Annotated in this window: 15 protein-coding genes; 10 read left to right on the forward strand and 5 right to left on the reverse strand. The window is 74.1% G+C overall.

Translation table 11 applies throughout. The features are described 5' to 3' along the window. Nucleotides 1–39: 39 nt before the first annotated feature. Nucleotides 40–1,293 (reverse strand): MgtC/SapB family protein, encoded by a 1,254-nt coding sequence (locus P1K89_RS14755; RefSeq protein WP_284617198.1) that lies wholly within the window; start codon nt 1,291–1,293, stop codon nt 40–42. Nucleotides 1,294–1,400: 107 nt separating this feature from the next. Between P1K89_RS14755 and P1K89_RS14760 the strand changes: the two genes are divergently transcribed. The 7 genes from P1K89_RS14760 to P1K89_RS14790 all read left to right on the forward strand — a co-directional run bounded on the left by P1K89_RS14760 (nt 1,401) and on the right by P1K89_RS14790 (nt 8,296). After that, nucleotides 1,401–2,426, forward strand: coding sequence for a magnesium transporter (locus tag P1K89_RS14760; protein ID WP_284617199.1), 1,026 nt, complete (start codon nt 1,401–1,403; stop codon nt 2,424–2,426). 83 nt (nt 2,427–2,509) lie between these two features. Further along, nucleotides 2,510–2,968 (forward strand): universal stress protein, encoded by a 459-nt coding sequence (locus P1K89_RS14765; RefSeq protein ID WP_284617200.1) that lies wholly within the window; start codon nt 2,510–2,512, stop codon nt 2,966–2,968. 185 nt (nt 2,969–3,153) lie between these two features. Further along, nucleotides 3,154–3,654 carry a MarR family winged helix-turn-helix transcriptional regulator gene (locus tag P1K89_RS14770; protein WP_284617201.1) on the forward strand — a complete coding sequence of 167 codons (501 nt, stop codon included), beginning with the start codon at nt 3,154–3,156 and terminating at the stop codon, nt 3,652–3,654. Nucleotides 3,655–3,831: 177 nt separating this feature from the next. Then, complete coding sequence (locus P1K89_RS14775) at nt 3,832–5,028, forward strand: MFS transporter (RefSeq protein WP_284617515.1); 1,197 nt, start codon at nt 3,832–3,834, stop codon at nt 5,026–5,028. 276 nt (nt 5,029–5,304) lie between these two features. Beyond that, nucleotides 5,305–5,727, forward strand: a complete 423-nt coding sequence (locus tag P1K89_RS14780) for a GreA/GreB family elongation factor (RefSeq protein ID WP_284617516.1) — start codon at nt 5,305–5,307, stop codon at nt 5,725–5,727. 4 nt (nt 5,728–5,731) lie between these two features. Continuing rightward, the gene (locus P1K89_RS14785) at nt 5,732–6,664 is read left to right on the forward strand and encodes a universal stress protein (RefSeq protein WP_284617202.1); all 933 of its coding nucleotides are present in this window, start codon (nt 5,732–5,734) and stop codon (nt 6,662–6,664) included. Nucleotides 6,665–6,703: 39 nt separating this feature from the next. Then, entirely contained in the window at nt 6,704–8,296 is a 1,593-nt protein-coding gene (locus tag P1K89_RS14790) for a hybrid sensor histidine kinase/response regulator (protein ID WP_284617203.1), read from the forward strand. A 50-nt stretch (nt 8,297–8,346) separates the two neighbouring features. Here the strand turns inward: P1K89_RS14790 and P1K89_RS14795 are convergent, their stop codons facing one another. Continuing rightward, nucleotides 8,347–9,513, reverse strand: a complete 1,167-nt coding sequence (locus P1K89_RS14795) for an acetyl-CoA C-acyltransferase (protein WP_284617204.1) — start codon at nt 9,511–9,513, stop codon at nt 8,347–8,349. A 94-nt stretch (nt 9,514–9,607) separates the two neighbouring features. On the opposite strand from P1K89_RS14795, the gene P1K89_RS14800 reads away from it, so the two are divergent. The 3 genes from P1K89_RS14800 (at nt 9,608) to P1K89_RS14810 (ending at nt 13,973) form a co-directional block, all read left to right on the forward strand. After that, entirely contained in the window at nt 9,608–10,633 is a 1,026-nt protein-coding gene (locus P1K89_RS14800) for a GlxA family transcriptional regulator (RefSeq protein ID WP_284617205.1), read from the forward strand. Between the two features lie 9 nt (nt 10,634–10,642). Then, entirely contained in the window at nt 10,643–12,613 is a 1,971-nt protein-coding gene (locus P1K89_RS14805) for an aconitase family protein (RefSeq protein WP_284617206.1), read from the forward strand. Nucleotides 12,614–12,749: 136 nt separating this feature from the next. Further along, nucleotides 12,750–13,973, forward strand: a complete 1,224-nt coding sequence (locus P1K89_RS14810) for a lactonase family protein (protein WP_284617207.1) — start codon at nt 12,750–12,752, stop codon at nt 13,971–13,973. 46 nt (nt 13,974–14,019) lie between these two features. Here P1K89_RS14810 and P1K89_RS14815 read toward each other — a convergent pair whose 3' ends face one another. The 3 genes from P1K89_RS14815 to P1K89_RS14825 all read right to left on the reverse strand — a co-directional run bounded on the left by P1K89_RS14815 (nt 14,020) and on the right by P1K89_RS14825 (nt 17,376). Then, on the reverse strand, nt 14,020–15,066 hold the full coding sequence (locus P1K89_RS14815) for a class I SAM-dependent methyltransferase (RefSeq protein ID WP_284617208.1): 1,047 nt from the start codon (nt 15,064–15,066) through the stop codon (nt 14,020–14,022). A gap of 163 nt (nt 15,067–15,229) precedes the next feature. Further along, complete coding sequence (locus P1K89_RS14820) at nt 15,230–16,282, reverse strand: PAS domain-containing protein (protein WP_284617209.1); 1,053 nt, start codon at nt 16,280–16,282, stop codon at nt 15,230–15,232. Further along, a complete protein-coding gene (locus P1K89_RS14825; RefSeq protein ID WP_284617210.1) occupies nt 16,246–17,376 on the reverse strand; it encodes a sensor histidine kinase in 1,131 nt (376 codons plus the stop codon). The genes P1K89_RS14820 and P1K89_RS14825 overlap by 37 nt, the downstream gene beginning before the upstream one ends. Nucleotides 17,377–17,389 lie beyond the last annotated feature (13 nt).

Raw genomic sequence — 17,389 nt, forward strand, 5'->3', positions numbered from 1 at the left:
GCCGCGCCGCACCGGATTGCGCAACGTCAACCGCCGCGGTCAGCGCCAGGCCAGCAGCGCGATGCCGGCGGCTGCGGCGCCCGCGCCGGCATACCCTGCGGCGATCGCCCGGCCGAATGCCGGGCCGCCGGCCGCACGCGCCATCGCCGCCTTGGCGACGAGGTTCGACAGCAGCGCCGCGCCGATCGCCAGCAGCGCCGTCGAGGCCGGCGTGCCGCCCGCGGCCTGCAGCCGCGCCAGCGAGATCGTGATGGCGTCGACGTCGGCCAGCCCGGCGACCAGCGCCGAGCCGACGAGGCCGGCGCTGCCGAGGTGGTCGCGCGCCAGCGCCACCAGCACCGTGACCAGCGCCAGGTAGGCGCCGAAGCCGAGCGCGGTGCCGAGCTCGAACGGGGGCAGGTCGCTGCCATGGTCCTCGGGGGCGTCGCCCCGGCGGCGCCAGCGCCGCAGGCCGGCCACCAGCAGCAGCGCTGCAGCGGCCAGCAGCGGGCCGATCAGTTGCGCCGCCAGGGCCGGTGCCACCGACAGCAGCAGGAGCGCGACGCGCACGAACATCACGGCGCAGGCGCACAGCGCGCCCGCGCTGGCGGCCTCGCGCAGCGCCGGATCGGCGCGCTGGCGTCGCGCCAGTGCCAGCGTCGCGGCCGTCGACGAGGCCAGGCCGCCGAGCAGCCCGGTCCACAGCAGGCCATGCTGCGCGCCGGTCGCCCGCATCGCCACGTGGCCGCACAGCGACAGTCCCGCCACCAGCACGACGGCCCACCACAGGCGGTAGGGATTGAGCCCCTCGATCGGCCCGAAGCTGCGGTCCGGCAGCAGCGGCAGCACCACCAGCGACAGCACCAGCATCTGCAGCGCCGCATTGAGCTCGCGTTGCTCGATCTGCCGCAGCCAGCGGTGCAGCGTCGAGCGCAGGTCCAGCAGTGCCGCTGCCACCACCGCGCAGGCCACCGCCGCCACCGGCTGGCCCAGCGTGGCCAGCGCGCCCAGCGCGAGGGTCAGCATCTGGGCCACCGCCGTCGTCGCGCTGAGGCTGCCGCTGGCGCGCACCGACTCGCGGTAGGCCGCCACGTTCAGCGCCGCCAGCGCCAGCACCCCGGCGGCCAGCGGCCAGGCGCCCGCGGGGCCGACCAGCGCCCCCAGCACGCCGCCGAGCAGGCCGACCAGCGCGAAGGTGCGCAGCCCCGCGACTCGGCCACCGGCGGCGAGCTCGCGGCCGCGCCAGCCGCGTTCGAGGCCGATGATCAGGCCGACGGCGAGGGCGGCGAGCAGGGCGAGCGAAGCGTCGATCATTCGTTGGCAGGTCGGCGTCGGATGGACCGCATTGGGCCGGTCGGTGCCGCCGGCGGCCTTGACGGCGCGCAAGCCGGTCGCTCACATCGCTTCCTAGACTCCCGGCGATGGATGCAGCACGGCCCGCCTGGCTGCGCGCGGGTGCCGCGCCGGCGCCACCGCACGACGACAGCGCCGGCGCGCACATGCGCCGCGATGTGCCGCTGGCGCGGGCCGGAGAACTGGCCGGCGCCGTGCGCGCGCGCCTGCGGGGTGCCCCTGTTGGCGACCGCCACGGCACGGCCGCCGAGTTCGTCTGCCTGGTCGACGACGCGCTGCGTCCGCTGGGCATCGTCACCGCCGCGGCGCTGCTGCGCCTGGACGACGGGCAGCCCGTCGGCGACGCGGCGATCCGCGACCTGCCTCGGATCCATCCGCACACCGACCAGGAGCGTGTCGCGTCGCTGGCCTTGCACCACGACCTCCCGGCGTTGCCGGTGACCGGCGCCGACGGCCGCCTGCTCGGCGTGGTCGGCACGCCCGAGCTCTTGCGCATCCTGCGCGAAGAGCATGTCGAAGATCTGCACCGGCTGGCGGGCATCAGCCGCGAGACACGCCGCGCCCGCGAGGCGATCGATGCGCCGCCGCTGCGCCGCGCGCGCCACCGGCTGCCGTGGCTGATCGTCGGGCTGCTCGGCAGCATCGTCGCCACCTGGGTGATGTCGCGCTTCGAGGCCGAGCTGGCGCACCGGCCGGCGATCGGCTTCTTCGTGCCGGCGCTGGTCTACCTGGCCGACGCGATCGGCACGCAGAGCGAAGCGGTGGCGGTGCGCGGCCTGTCGCTCAGCCACGCCGGGCTCGCCCGGCTGCTCGGCGGCGAGATCCGCACCGGCGCGCTGATCGGGGCGACGCTGGCGGCCATCACCTGGCCGCTGGTCGGCTTCACCTTCGGCGACTGGTCGCTCGCGACGGCGGTGGCCGGCGCCCTGGGCGCCGCGAGCGCGCTGGCCACCGGCATCGGCATCGGGCTGCCCTGGCTGCTCGGCCGCGTGGGGCTCGACCCCGCCTACGGCAGCGGGCCGCTGGCCACGGTGATCCAGGACGTGCTGACGCTGCTGGTCTACTTCGGCGCGGTGTCGGTGGCCCTGCGCTGACCCGCGCGGGTGCGCTTGACGCGCCGCAAGCGCCCTCCGCCGGCGCGCGGCGAGACTGGGTCGCATCTCGACAAGGAGGACTCATGTACCAACGCATCCTGGTGCCGGTGGACGGCAGCGCGCCGTCGAACCGCGGCCTCGACGAGGCGATCCGCCTCGCGAAACTCACCGGCGGCTCGCTGCGCCTGCTGCACGTGGTCGACGAGCTGTCGGTCGCCCTCGGCGGCGCGAGCGCGTTCGCGGGCGCCTCGCCGGATACCTTCAAGCTGCTTCGCGACGGCGGCGAGCAGATCCTCGCCGCCGGCCAGGCGCGCGCCGCCGCGGCGGGCGTGGCCGTGGACACGGTGCTCGACGACACGCTGGGCGGCCGCGTCTGCGACCGCGTCGTCGAGCAGGCGGCCGCCTGGCCCGCGGAGCTGGTGGTCATCGGCACGCACGGCCGCCGCGGCGTCGGCCGGCTGCTGATGGGCAGCGACGCGGAACAGGTGCTGCGCCTCGCGCCGGTGCCGGTGCTGCTGGTGCGCGCCGCCGAGGGCGGCTGATGAGCACCGCAGCCGGCTGAAGTTCGCTGCGGCGGCTGATGACTGCCGCGGCTGGCTGGTGATCGCCGCGGCCGGCTGACGACCGCCGCGCCCGGCGGCGAGCCGCCGATCCCGCTGGAAGACCGTGCCGCCGACAGGGTGGCCATGGTCCGGGCCGATACGTGCATATGCACTATATTCGCCCGATGCCTGCCGACCCCACCCGCGCGATACCCGCATCCGGTGCCGCGCCGACGACGCCCCCCGGGGGGTGCACCTGCGCCAAGCTGCGCCGGCTGTCGCGCCGCGTCACCGCGGTGTACGACCGCTCGCTGGCCGCGGCCGGGCTGCGCGTCACGCAGTACTCGATGCTGTCGGTGATGCAGCGCGAGGGCGGCGCCGACGGTCTGCCGCTGACCGTGCTGGCCGACCGGCTCGACATGGACCGCACGACGCTGACGCGCAACCTGAAGCCGCTGATCGCGCAGGGCTGGGTGGCGCTGGCGCCGTCGCCCGCCGATACCCGCGTGCGGCTGGCGCGTGTCACCGCCGACGGCGCGGCCGCCTGGCAGGCCGCACGCCCGCACTGGAAGCGAGCGCAGCTCGAGGTCAACCGCACGCTGGGCGACACCACCGTCGCCGGCCTGCATGCCTGGCTGGACCAGGTGACGCCGCTGTTCCGTCCGGCGCCGGCCGACAGCGGCTGACGCCTCCGGCTCCTGATGACGCGCGAAAGACGCGTCCACGCCTGCCGTTCCGACATCCGATTCAGAAAGCCGCGCATGTCCGCCCAGCCTGCCCAGCCGACCGCTTCCGCCACCGCCGCCACCGCTGCCACCGCCCCGCCCGCCGCTGCCCAGACGGGCGGCCAGGTCTGGCTCTTCATGCTCGTCGCCGCGGCCATCCTGATGATCACGATGGGCGCGCGCCAGTCGCTCGGCCTGTTCGTGTCGCCGCTGAACACCAGCACCGGCCTGGGCATCGCGACGATCAGCTTCGCGATGGCCATCGGCCAGTTCGTCTGGGGCGCCTCGCAGCCGGTCTTCGGCGCGGTGGCCGACCGCTACGGCCCCGGCCGCGTCATCGTGGTCGGCGCCGTGCTGCTGGCGCTGGGCACGGTGCTGACGACGATGGTGAAAAGCGAGTGGGGCCTGATCCTCGCGCTCGGCGTGCTGAGCGCCGCCGGCGCCGGGGCCGGCAGCTTCTCGATCCTGATCGGCGCGACGGCCCAACATCTGCCGCCGGAACGCCGTGCCTTCGCCAGCGGCTTCATCAACGCCGGCGGCAGCTTCGGGCAGTTCGTGTTCGCACCGCTGAACCAGGCGGTGCTGCAGGCCTTCGGCTGGATGCAGGCGATGTGGATGATGGCCGTCGCCGCGCTGGCCACCGCACCACTCGGGCTGTGGCTGGGCGGCACGAAGAAGCCCGCGCCTGCCGCGACCGCCGCCGGCGCCGCCGCGCCGGCCGAGACGGGCCTGCGCGAGCAGGTGCGCATCGCGCTGCGCGACCGCAGCTACTGGTGCCTGCATGCGGGCTTCTTCACCTGCGGCTTCCACATCGCCTTCCTCGTCACCCACCTGCCGGGCGAAGTGGGGCTGTGCGGGCTGAGTGCCGGCGTCGCGTCGACCTCGCTGGCGATCATCGGCCTGGCCAACATCGCGGGCAGCCTGACGGTCGGCCACCTGGGCAACATCTACCGCATGAAGTGGCTGCTGTTCTGGATGTACTTCACGCGCGCCATCGCGGTGCTGGTCTACCTGGCCGCGCCGAAGACGCCGATGACCTTCTACGTCTTCGCCGCGGTGCTCGGCGCGACCTGGCTGGCCACCGTGCCGCCGACGGCCGGGCTGACCGCCAAGCTCTTCGGCACACGCTACCTCGCGACGCTGTTCGGCCTGACCTTGTTGAGCCACCAGATCGGCGGCTTCTTCGGCGCGTGGCTCGGCGGGCTGGCGGTGGTCAACACCGGCAACTACACGTGGATGTGGTGGGCCGACGCCGCGCTGGCGCTGCTCGCGGCGCTGGTGAACCTGCCGATCCGCGAGGCGCCGCTGAAGCGGCCGGCGCTCGCGGCGGCCTGAGGGCACGCGGCGCGCACGGCGTCAAGCCAATCCGGCAACGCATGCATGGCCTCTGCGCGCGGGCCGCACGACTTCGGCCGTGCACCCTTAGCATGCCGAGCCATGAACCGCTTGCTGCATCCATGGCCACACCGGGCCGCACTTCCCTGAGCCCGGCGATCCGACCCTGACCCCTTCGCGCAACCATTCGATCGCCGGGCCCTCGCTGCCCGCGCATCCGGCGTGCCCGCGTCATCGCGGCGCCCGCCGACCGATCGAAAGGCATGCACGATGTCGATGCAGACCCTCGTCCCGCTCGAGCGCACGCTCACCGAGCTGGACCACACCCGACTGACCCACCTGCTGCGCGGCAACGGCGCGTCGCCGCAGGAAGCCGGCATCGCCGCGCTGAGCGCGGCGCTCGATGCGGCCGACATCGTGCCCTCGCGTGCGGTGGCGCCCGACGTCGTCACGATGTACTCGCGCGCCGAGCTCGAGGACCCGGGCACCGGCCGCCGCCAGGTGCTGACCGTCTGCTACCCGGAGGACGCCGAGCCGGCGGCCGGCTTCGTCTCGGTGCTGTCGCCGGTGGGCGCCGGCCTGCTCGGCCTGCGCGTGGGCATGCAGGCGCAGTGGCACACGCCGGGCGGCCGGGCGGCGCAGGCGCAGGTGCGCGCGCTGCTGTTCCAGCCCGAAGCCAGCGGCGACTTCACGCTGTAGCGCCATGCCGAACCTTCACTCGATCCTGCTCGTCACCGACCTCGGCGACGACGCGCTGCCGGCCCTGCAGCGTGCGGTGCAGCTGGCGTCCGAGCAGCAGGCCGGCCTCACGGTGCTCACCGCGCCCGCCGCCGGGCCCGTGCATCCCTGGCGCACCGGCCGCGACGCCTTCGGCGCCGGCGAGTTCGCGCTGCAGCGCACGCGGCGGTTGCTGCGGCGCCTGTCACGCGAAGTGAGCGACCCGTGCGAGCTGCGCCTGATGGCCGGGGGTGGCGAGGCCGACGCGCTAATGCGGATCGGCGAGGCCGCCGGGCGCGCCGACCTGCTGGTGCTGGCCGCCGGCCGCGCGAACCCGCTGCGCGCCTGGCTGCTGGGGTCGCCGGCGGAGCGCGTGCTGCGGATCGCCGCGCGGCCGGTGCTGGTGGTCAAGCAGGCGCCGCCGCTGCCGGGCGCGCCGTACCGCCGCGCGCTGGTGCCGGTCGACCTCGACGACGGCGCGCTGCCGGCGTTGCGCCTCGCGGCGCGGGTCGCACCGGACGCGGCCCTGCACCTGCTGCACGCGATGAACGAGTCGCTGCCATCGCCGCTGCGTCTCGCCGGCACGCCGGCGGATGTGCTGCAGGCCGCGCGCAACCGCCACCGCGCGGCCTGCCTGCACCGGCTGTGGGGCCTGGCCGCCTCGCTGCCGCGCCAGCGCGTGTTCGCGACGGTCGGCGACGGCCGCGCGGGCTGGCTGACGCTGCAGAAGGCGCAGCAGGTCGCGGCGGACCTCGTCGTCGTCGGCCGGCAGGGCCGTTCGCGGCTCGGCGAATTCCTGCTCGGCAGCACGGCCCGCACGCTGCTCGCCGAGGTGCCGGCCGACGTGCTGGTGCTGCCGCGCGCGCCGCGGGCGCGGGCGGGCATGCCGATTGCCACTGCCACGGTTCGCCCGATGTAGGGCCACAATGCGGCACGTTCCGGACCCAGGAGGCTTCGCGTGCGTGAGACCTTCGATGGCGATGGAGCAGGGGAATCGGTGGAGGCGCGGCATCGCCAGGCGCTCGAAGCAGCGCTGAGCCGCAGCCTCGCCGAACAGCAGCGCCAGCAGCGGCTGTACGCGGCCATCCTGGACAACACGCCCGACCTGGCTTACGTGTTCGACCTCGACCACCGCTTCGTCTACGCGAACGCTGCGCTGCTGGGCATGTGGGGCAAGACCTGGGACGAGGCGATCGGCCGCAACTGCCTCGAGCTGGGCTACGAGCCCTGGCATGCCGAGATGCACGACCGCGAGATCGAGCAGGTGGTGGCAACGCGCCTGCCGATCCGCGGCGAAGTGCCGTTCCACGGCACCTACGGCCTGCGCACCTACGACTACATCTTCGTGCCGGTGATCGCGCCGGACGGCAGCATCGAGGCCGTCGCCGGCACCACGCGCGACGTCACCGAGTACCGCGAGAACCAGCGCCGGCGCGACGAGTTCCTCGCGATGCTGTCGCACGAGCTGCGCAACCCGCTGGCGCCGCTGAGCCAGGGCGTGCAACTGCTGGCCGGACGCGAGGACCTCGGCGCGCGGCCGCTGATCGAGATGATGGACCGCCAGGTGCGCCACCTCGTGCGGCTGGTCGACGACTTGCTCGACGTGTCGCGCGTGACGCGCGGCACGCTGGAGCTGCGCCAGGACCGCATCGAGCTGGGCCAGGTCGCGCGCAGTGCGCTCGAGGCCAGCGCCGGCGTGATCGATGCGCGCGGTCACGCGGTCGAGATGCAGCTGCCGCCCGAGCCGGTGTGGATGAACGGCGACGCCGTGCGGCTGGCGCAGGTGCTGTCGAACCTGCTGATCAACGCCGCGCACTACACGCCGCCGGGCGGCCGCATCGAGCTGACGCTCGAGCTGACGGGTGACGAGGCCGCGTTCCATGTGCGCGACAACGGCGACGGCATCGCGGCACCGGACCTGGCGGCGATCTTCGAGATGTTCCGCCGCGGCGCACAGGCGGGCGACCGCGCGCCGTGGGGCCTCGGCGTGGGCCTGGCGCTGGCGCAGCGCCTGGCCGCGCTGCACGGCGGCCGCATCGAGGCCTCCAGCCCCGGCCCCGGCCGCGGCAGCGAGTTCGTCGTGCGCCTGCCCCGGGGTGCACCCTCGTCGGCCGCACCGGCGGGGCCGGCCGCGCCGAAGGTCGTCTCCGCGGTCCCGGGTCATGCGAAGCCGGCGCCGCTGGACCGGCTGCGCGTGCTGATCGCCGACGACAACGTCGACGCGGCCGACAGCCTGGCGGCACTGCTGGGCCTGATGGGCGCCGTGGCGCAGGTGGTTCACGACGGCCCGGCCGCGCTCGAGGCGAGCCGCGGCTTCGCGCCCGATGCGGTGCTGCTCGACATCGGCATGCCGCACATGGACGGCTACGAGGTTGCGCGCCGCATGCGCGCCGAGGCGCCGGACGGCCCGCTGCTGATCGCGCTGACCGGCTGGGGCCAGGCGCAGGACCGCGAACAGGCGCTCGCCGCCGGCTTCGACCTGCACCTGGTCAAGCCGGTCGATGTCGACGCGTTGTGCGCGGCGCTGCGCGCGTTGCGGCCGGCGGGCTGAATTGCACCGCCCGCACCGCGGGCTGAACGGCAGCGCGCGCGCCGCGGGTGCTACATCCGCTCGATCGCCACCGCGGTCGCTTCGCCGCCGCCGATGCACAGGGTCGCGATGCCGCGGCGGCCGCCGTGCGCGCGCAGCGCACCGAGCAGCGTGACGAGGATGCGCGCACCCGAGGCGCCGATCGGGTGGCCGATCGCACACGCCCCGCCGTGCACGTTGACCCGCTCGTGCGGCAGGCCGTGTTCTTCCATCAGCGCCATCGGCACCGCCGCGAACGCTTCGTTGACCTCCCACAGGTCGACGTCCGCGGTGCGCCAGCCGGTGCGCGCCAGCAGCTTGCGCACCGCGCCGACGGGCGCGGTGGTGAACCAGGCCGGGTCCTGCGCGTGCACCGCATGCCCGGCGATGCGCGCCAGCGGCGTCACGCCCAGGCGCCGCGCCGCCGATTCGCGCATCAGCACCAGCGCGGCCGCGCCATCGGCATTGGCCGACGAACTGGCCGCGGTGATCACACCGTCGGCCTTGAACGCCGGCTTCAGCGACGTCACCTTCTCGGGCTTCAACTTCGGCGGGCGCTCGTCGCGCGACAGCGTCGCCGCCGGCGTGGCGACCGGCGCCAGCTCCCAATCGAAGCGACCGTCGTCGGCAGCCGCGCGGGCCCGTTCGATCGAGGCGATCGCGAAGCGGTCCAGCACCTCGCGCCGCAGCCCGTACTTCGCCGCGCACTGTTCGCCGAACAGGCCCATCGGTTTGCCGGGCTCGTAGGCGTCCTCCAGCCCGTCGAGGGTCATGTGGTCGAACAGCGTCGTCGCGCCGGCCTTCACGCCTGCGCGCACCGCGGCCAGGTGCGGCGCACGGCTCATGCTTTCCATGCCGCCGGCCACCAGCAGCTCGGCGCTGCCGGCGGCCAGCATGTCGTGCGCCAGCATCACCGCGCGCATGCCGCTGCCGCAGACCTTGTTCAGCGTGACGGCGCCGGTGGCGTCGGGCAGCCCGGCATGGCGTGCCGCCTGGCGCGCCGGCGCCTGGCCCTGGCCGGCGGTCAGCACATTGCCCATCAGCACCTCGTCGATCGCGTCGCGCGGCACGCCGGCGCGCTGCACCGCGGCGGCAATGGCGGTGGCGCCCAGCTGCCAGGCGGGCAGCGCGGACAGCTCGCCGAGCAGGGCGCCCACGGGCGTGCGGGCGGCGGAGACGATGACGACAGGATCGGACATGGCGCGGGCGACGGGCGTGGACGATGCACCATTGGAAGGTCTGGCGCCGCCGCGCTAAAGTGTCCGTTCCGTCATCTTTCAGGCGATATCGGACATGGACGACTTCATCGTGCTGGTGCTGCCCGGCACCCAGGCGATCAGCGCGGCCGCGACGCTGGACCTGCTGTCCGCCGCCGCGCTGCTGGCGCCGCGCCACGGCCTGCCGGCGCCGCGCTGGCGGGTGGTGTCGCCGGTGCCGGGTCCGGTGCGCCTGAGCAGCGGCCTGGTGCTCGAGGCCTTGCCGCTGCCGCGGCGCCTGCCCGCCGGCCGGCCGACCTGGATCGTGCCCGGCATCGGCGTGACGAACGGCCGCCGCGGCCGGGCGCTGCTGGCCGAGCCGCCGGCGCAGGCGGCGATGCAGTGGCTGCGGCGGGCCGAGGCGCAGGGCGCCTGCGTCGCGGCGTCGTGCTCGGGCGTGCTGCTGCTGGCCGGCGCCGGGCTGCTGGCCGGCCGCCGCGCGACGACCGCCTGGTGGCTGGCGTCGCTGCTGCGTGAACTGGCGCCGGCGTGCAGCGTCGACGAGGCGCGCATGGTGATCGAGGACGGCAACCTGCTGACCGCCGGCGCGGCGCTGGCGCAGGTCGACCTGATGCTGTGGCTGCTGCGCCGCCGCTTCGGCCAGCCGCTGGCCGAGGCGCTGGCGCGCGTGATGCTGATCGACGGCCGCCAGCACCAGAGCCCGTACATCGAGCCCGCGATCCTGCACGCCGGCCATGCGCTGCTGGCGCGCATCGAGGCCGAGGTGCGCGCGCGCCTGCCCCAGCCGACCAGCGTGCAGGCGCTGGCCGAGGCGCTGGCGATGACGCCGCGCACGCTGGCGCGCCAGGTGCGCGCGGCCAGCGGCCGTTCGCCGCTGGCGCTGATCCAGTCGGTGCGCGTGGCCCATGCGCGGGCGATGCTGGAGGGCAGCGGCTTGTCGGTCGAGGAGGTCGCTCACCGCGTCGGTTATGGCGACGCGACCGCGCTGCGCCGCTTGATGAAGCGATCGTTCGGCGCGACGCCGCGCCAGGTGCGGGGCATCGCCGGCCGCGATGCCCCCCGTGCCGAGCGGGCACTGGCGCCGACGCGGCGCGGCGCCTAGATTGGGCGCATGGCGAAGCTCGACCTTTCCGGCCGCATCCTCTTCCTCTGCGAGGACCCCGCGAAGGTGCAGGCGCAGCTGGCGGGCGAGCGCCTGTCGCGCGACGAGGCCGGCCGCCTGCGCGACGACGTGTCGACCGACGAGATTACGCCGGTCCCGATCCTCACGCACTACGACGAGACGCTCGGCCGCTTCCCGTACACCGGCTTCAAGGCCGGCGACCGACGACCCATCGGCGCCGGCGACGTGCGCGCGGGCGGCTTCTGCGTCACCGTGGCCGGCCGGCGCTACGGCAAGGGCTCGTCGCGCGAGCACAGTCCCACCGCCGAGAAGCTGGCCGGCATCCGCCTGGTGATCGCCGAGAGCTTCGAACGCATCTACCGCCAGAACGCCGACAACATCGGCCTCTTCACCTCGACCGACTTCGGGCTCGTCGACCGCATCCAGCGCGGCGAGGCGATCGACATCGACGACCTGGTGGCCGGCCGCGATGCACTCGCCGCCGCGATCCTGCGCGAAGGCGGGCTGCTGCACTTCGGCCGGCGTTTCATGCGCGACGTGCGGCCGGCCGGCAGCGTGTCGGATCACGGCCCGCGCACGCTGTTCGAGAAGATCGTCGCGCGCCGTGCGCTGTCGACAGCCCTCACCAGCGCCTCGCCGCGGCCCGGCGACGGCGCCTTCGTGCGCGCCGACCTGCGCTTCATCCACGAGTACTACACCGGCATGTGCGCGCACATGCTGCATGCCACCTTCGGGCGGCCGCTGGCGTTGCACGCGCCCGCGTCCATCGTCGTCTTCGAGGACCACACGTCCTACGTCGAACAGAGCCCGGTGCACCTGCGCGGCGGCCTGGTGGCCAACGTCGCGGCGATGTGCCGCGCGCAGCGCGACTTCGTCGACGCCTACGGCCTGCGCGCGCACCGCACGCTGACCGAGCACGAGGCCGCGCACGACGACGGCCGCAACGTGGCCGGCATCTCGCATGCGATGGTCGCGGAGCACTACGCGCTGCCGGGCCAGGTGGTCGTCGGCACCGATTCGCACACGCCGCACAGCGGCGCGCTCGGCTGCGTCGCCTTCGGCGTCGGCACCACCGACATGGCCAATGCCTTCGTCACCGGCGCGGTGCGGCTGACGGTGCCGCAGACCCTGCGCGTGCAGCTCGACGGCGTGCTGGCGCCCGGCGTCACCGCGAAGGACGTCGTGCTGCACCTGCTGGCGCTGCCGGCGATCCGCGCCGGCGCCGGTGTCGGCAAGGTGTTCGAGTTCGGCGGTGACGTGGTGCGCTCGCTGGCCACCGACGAACGCGCGACGCTGACCAACATGAGCGCCGAGCTGGGCGGCTTCACCGGCCTGGTGGAGCCGGACGACGAGACCGTGCGCTTCCTGAAGCAGCGCCGCGGCGTGGACTTCACGCTCGAGCCGTGGATGCGCAGCGACGCGGGCGCGGCCTATGCGGACACCCTGCGCGTCGACTGCCGCACGCTGACGCCGATGGTGGCCCGCCCCGGCGACCCGGGCAACGGCCTGCCGCTCGTCGACGTGGCCGAGCGTCCGCGCATTCACATCGCCTACGGCGGCTCGTGCACCGCCGGCAAGCGCGAGGACTTCGACCACTATCACGCGGTGCTGGCCTGGGCCGCGCAGCGGGGCCTGCGCACCGCGCCGGGTGTCGAGCTCTACCTGCAGTTCGGCACGACGGCCGTGCGCGACCACTGCATAGCGCGCGGTTACCTCGCGGCCTTCGAGGCCGTCGGCGCGCGTTTGCTGCAGCCTTCGTGCGGCGCCTGCGCGAACTGCGGCCCGGGCTCGTCGACCGACGCGGCCCAGGTGACCGTCAGCGCGATCAACCGCAACTTCCCCGGCCGATCCGGCCCCGGCCAGGTGTGGCTGGCCAGTCCGCCGACGGTGGCGGCCAGTGCGATCGCCGGCCGGCTGGTGTCGTTCGACGAACTGCAGGCGGGCGCACGGCCCGGTTGATCCCGTCCGCGGCGCCGCGCACCTGCGCGCCGACTCACGCGCGCACTTCGTGAGGAAGATGTGATCGTTGGCGGATCGGCGCGTGAAGTGGCGCGCCGAGAGTGACAGGCCTGTCCAACCCCTGCCTGCCCTCGCCATGAACACCGCCTTCTTCCGCCGTGCCACCCGTCCGACCCTCAGCGCGCTGGCCGTCGCGGCGCTGCTCGCCGCCTGCGGCGGTGGCGGTGACGACGACACCGCCGCCCCGGCTTCGCCCACGCCGATGGTCGCCGCGGCCAACCAGCTCTACACCCAGACCAACGACAGCACGAACGCGATCGTGCAGTTCAACCGCGGCGCCGACGGCCGGCTGACGCGCGCGGCGAGCGTGCCCACCGGCGGCACCGGCACCAACGGCATCCGCATCAACGGCTCGTCCGGTCCGAACACGCTGGGCAGCCAGTTCAGCGTCGTCGCGGTCGCTTCGGAGCGTCTGCTGATCGCCGCCAATGGCGGCGACAACTCGCTGTCGGTGTTCTCGCTGGACACGGCGACCGGCCGGCCCACGCTGCTGCGCAACACCCGAACCGCGGGCCTGCGGCCGAACAGCCTGGCGGTCAACGGCCCCGTCGTCTATTCGAGCTTCCTGGGCGGCACGCTGCAGCTGGGCGCCTACCGCATGGCGGCCGATGGCTCGCTGGCGCAGATCGGCCTGTACAACGTCGCGCAGATGAGCGGCCTGAACCCCGCGCAGGTGGCGCCCACGCAGATCCTGCTGTCGCCGGACCGGCGCTTCCTGATGGTCAGCCCCGGCACCGCGAGCAACGCGGTGCTGAGCTTCCCGATCAATGCCGACGGCACGCTGGGCAACCCGGTGGCCAACACCACCGACCTGACGACGCCCTTCGCCGGGCAGTTCGTGCGCACCACCGGCGGCAGCACCGTGTACCTGTCGACCGGCATCAGCGGCGTCTCGCTGACGGCCTACGACCTGTCGTCGACCGGGCGCCTCAGCCAGCGCAGCCAGGCCGCGGCCACCGGCGTCGGCGCGCCGTGCTGGCTGGTGGTGACGCCGGACGGCCGCTACGCCTACGTCGGCAATGGCAGCGGCTCGATCTCGTCGTACGCGATCGGCGCCGACGGCACGCTGACGCTGCTGCGCGCGATCGCCGCGGAAGAGCCCTCGGTGCTGATGGGCGTGAACAGCGTCGCCGGCGATTCGTGGGTCAGCGGCGACGGCCGCTACCTCTACAGCACCTACCTCGGCGCGGACAAGGTGGTGACCTATGCCATCGCCGCCGACGGGTCCTTGAGCAAGATCGACGACGACGCGGTGGGCACCGCGTCGCGCCTGGGCCTGCAGGGGCTCGCCGGAACCTGAGGTCAGGGCCGGCGGGCGCAGCGGCGCCCGCCGGCGACGCCGGGCGCTACTTGCGGGCTTCGAGGATCAGGTTGAACGGCGTCTCGGTGGCGCGCCGGAAGTGCGCGAAGCCGGCCTTCATGAAGACATCGCGCAGGCGCTTCTCGCCGGCCTGCGCGCCCAGCCCCAGCCCCACTTCCTGGGACAGCGAGTTGGGCGTGCAGATGCAGGTGGACGCGGCATAGAACAGCCGCCCGACCGGGTTGAGGTTGTCTTCCAGGCGGTCGTTCGCGAAGGGTTCCACCAGCAGCACGGTGCCCCCGGGCTTCAGCGCCGCGTGCGCCCGCCGCGCGGCACCGACCGGGTCGCCCATGTCGTGCAGGCAGTCGAAGAAGCAGACGAGGTCGAAGTCGCTGCCCGGGAACTCTGCGGCGCGTGCCTGCGTGAAGACGGCGCGGTCCGAGACGCCCGCCTGCGCCGCCCGCTGCCGCGCCTGCTCGATCGACGCGCCATGGAAGTCGAAGCCGTGGATCGTCGAGCGCGGGAAGGCCTGCGCGAGGATGACCGACGAGGCGCCATGCCCGCAGCCCACGTCCGCCACCTTCGCGCCGGCCTGCAACTGTTCCGTCACGCCCTCCAGCGCCGGCAGCCACTCGCTGACGAGGTGGGCCCGGTAGCCGGGCCGGAAGAAGCGCTCGGTGCCCGAGAACAGGCAGGGATGGTGGTCGCCCCAGGACAGCGCGCCGTCGCCGCGCATCGCGGTGGCGATCTTGTCCTTGTCGAGGTACATGCTGGCCAGCACCACGGCGCCGCCCGCGACGTAGACCGGCGAGTTCTCGTCGGCCAGCGCCATCGCCTGCTCGGGCGGCAGGCGGAATCGCCCGTCCTCGTGCTCGACGTAGCCGCTGGCCGCCTGCGCGCTCAGCCACTCGCGCAGCAGCCGGGCATGGCAGCCGGTGCGCTCGGCCAGTTGCTCCGGGGTCAGGAGCGCGCCGTCGGCCATCGCCCGGTACAGGCCCAGTTCCTCGCCGAGGATCACGTTGGCCATCACGGCGGCGCCGCCCATGTCGGCCACCAGTCGTCCCATGAAGTCGTTCAGCTTGGCCTCGTCCATAGTCCGGTTCCCTTTCCTGATCGGTTGCGGACCGACAGCGCATCGGGCGGGACGGTCCGCGTTCCCGCCGACGAACTCGGGCGCCGCCGGCCCGACGACCGGCTCGACGCCTGGCGCTTCAGTCGCCGCAATGGCGCGCGGACTTACAGCGGCGCCGCCAGGTTCAGGCGGCCAGCGCCGCTGCGTCGAGGCGCTTCAGCGCCTGGTCCAGCTCGATCTCGACGCCGGCGCGGGCGGTGAAGATGCGGTAGACCGACTCCAGCAGCACGTCGTCGCCGGCCAGCGGCCGGCCGTGCACGAACGCGAGGTGGCCGATGACGCGGCCCTCGCGGCCGACGATCGGCAGGCCGAGGTAACCCTCCTGGCCGGCTTCGCGCTCGAAGGCGCGGCCGAGGCCGCTGGGGTGGAAGCAGGTGCGGCCCTCGCGGATCACGCGCTCGCACGGCGTGCCGGCGAGCTCGTACTCGAAGTTGGCATCGAAGTCGCCGTCGCGCCAGTGGGCCAGCGTGCGCACGCGCGTCGGCGGCCGGTCGGCGCATTCGGTGATGAAGGCCACGTCGACATGCAGCGCCCGCGCGAAGTGCATCACCAGCGCCTGGAAGAAGGGCGCGCCGGAGCGCGCGGCGGTGCCTTCGGCGATGGCCTCGATGATGGTCTCGGCGCGCTTGATGCGCGTGATGTCGGTGTCGATGCCGATCACCCGGTAGGGGCTGCCGGCGGCGCGGCGGATCGCGCTGGCCCGCGACAGCACCCAGCGGTGGCGCCCGTCGGCATGCAGCACGCGGTGCGCGTGTTCGTAGCGTTCGCTGGCACCGGCCAGGTGCGCGCGCAGCGCCTGCAGCGCGCCATCGCGGTCGTCGGGGTGCAGGCGTTCGCTCCACTCGGCGACGCTCATCGTGTCCGGGTCCGGCCCGAGGCCGAACATGTGCTGCCAGCGCGGCGACAGGCTCACGCGCTCGCGCTCGAGGTCCCATTCCCACAGCCCGTCGGTCGAGCCGCGCAGCGCCAGCGCATAACGCTCCTCGCTCGCGCTCAAGGCGGCCTGGGCTGCGCGCGCTTGCTGCTCGGCGGCGGCCAACGCCTGGGCCTGCTGCGCGGCGCTCGACTGCAGCGCCTCGAGCTCGCGCTGCAACGCCTGCCGCGCCTCGGTGTCGCGGTGGCGGGCGGCCGCGGGCGAGCTCAGGCCGGGAAGGCGCAGCTTGAAGCGGATGGACATGGAGGACGCTCCTCGGGGTGTTCGGCCGGCGGTGGGGCGCACAGCGGCAGCTCGAGGCTGAACACCGTGCCGACGCCGAGCGCGCTGGCGACGCGGATCTCGCCGCCGTGCAGCGCGACGATGCGCTTGGTGATCGCCAGGCCGAGGCCCGCGTTGGTGCGGCCGGGCCGCTCGTCGACGCGCGGCGCCTGGAAATAACGCTCGAAGACGTGCGGCAGGTGTTCGCTGGGAATGCCGCTGCCGGAGTCGCGCACGTTGACCCGTGCGCGTCCGGCGTCGCTGGCCACCTCGATGCAGACCTCGCCGCCGCCCGGCGTGTGGCGCAGCGCGTTCTCGACCAGGTTCTCCAGCGCGCGCTCGATCAGCCCGATGTCGCCATGCACGGCGACGTCGGCCTCGCCGCGCAGCAGCGCGCGCACGCCGACGTCGCGGGCCTGCGCGTGCAGCTCGAACTTCTGCGCGACGTCCTGGGCCAGCTCGCCGAGCGAGAAGCGCTCGCCGGCAATGGCCGCCGCCGGTCCGTCCAGCTTGCTCAATTCGAACAGGTCCGCGACCAGCCGGCCCAGCCGCTCGGCATGGCGTGTCGCCACCTCGATGCAGCCGCGCGCCTCCGCCGGCCCGAGCTCGCCGTGCCGCAGCAGCAGCGTCTCGAGGTAACCCTGCATCAGCGTCAGCGGCGTGCGCAGGTCATGCGACACGTTGGCGAGAAGCTCGCGCCGCTGCACGTCGTGGCGCTCGATCTCGGCCAGCTGGCTGCTGATGCGTGCCGACAGGTCGGCGAAGGCCACGGCGAGGCGGTCGATCTCGTCGCCGTCGGCACGCGCCCAGTCCAGCCGCGGCGACCGGGCGAAGCGGCTGTCGCGGAAATGATCCATCGCCAGCGCCAGCCGGTGCAGGCGGCGCGTCAGCAGGCTGAACACCAGCAACGCGGCCAGCAGCGCGAAGGCGATCGCCGCGGCCAGCAGCATCGAGCCGAGCTCGATCACCTGGTGCAGGTCCGGCATGCGCTGCGAGACGCCGACCAGCAGCGCCGCGACCACCGCGAACATGGCCGCGAGCATCGTCGCGAGCCGGCCGGACAGGGTGTTCAGCATGGCATCGCCCGCG

It is taken from the genome of Aquabacterium humicola, assembly GCF_030167915.1.
Lineage (GTDB): Bacteria > Pseudomonadota > Gammaproteobacteria > Burkholderiales > Burkholderiaceae_C > Pseudaquabacterium > Pseudaquabacterium humicola.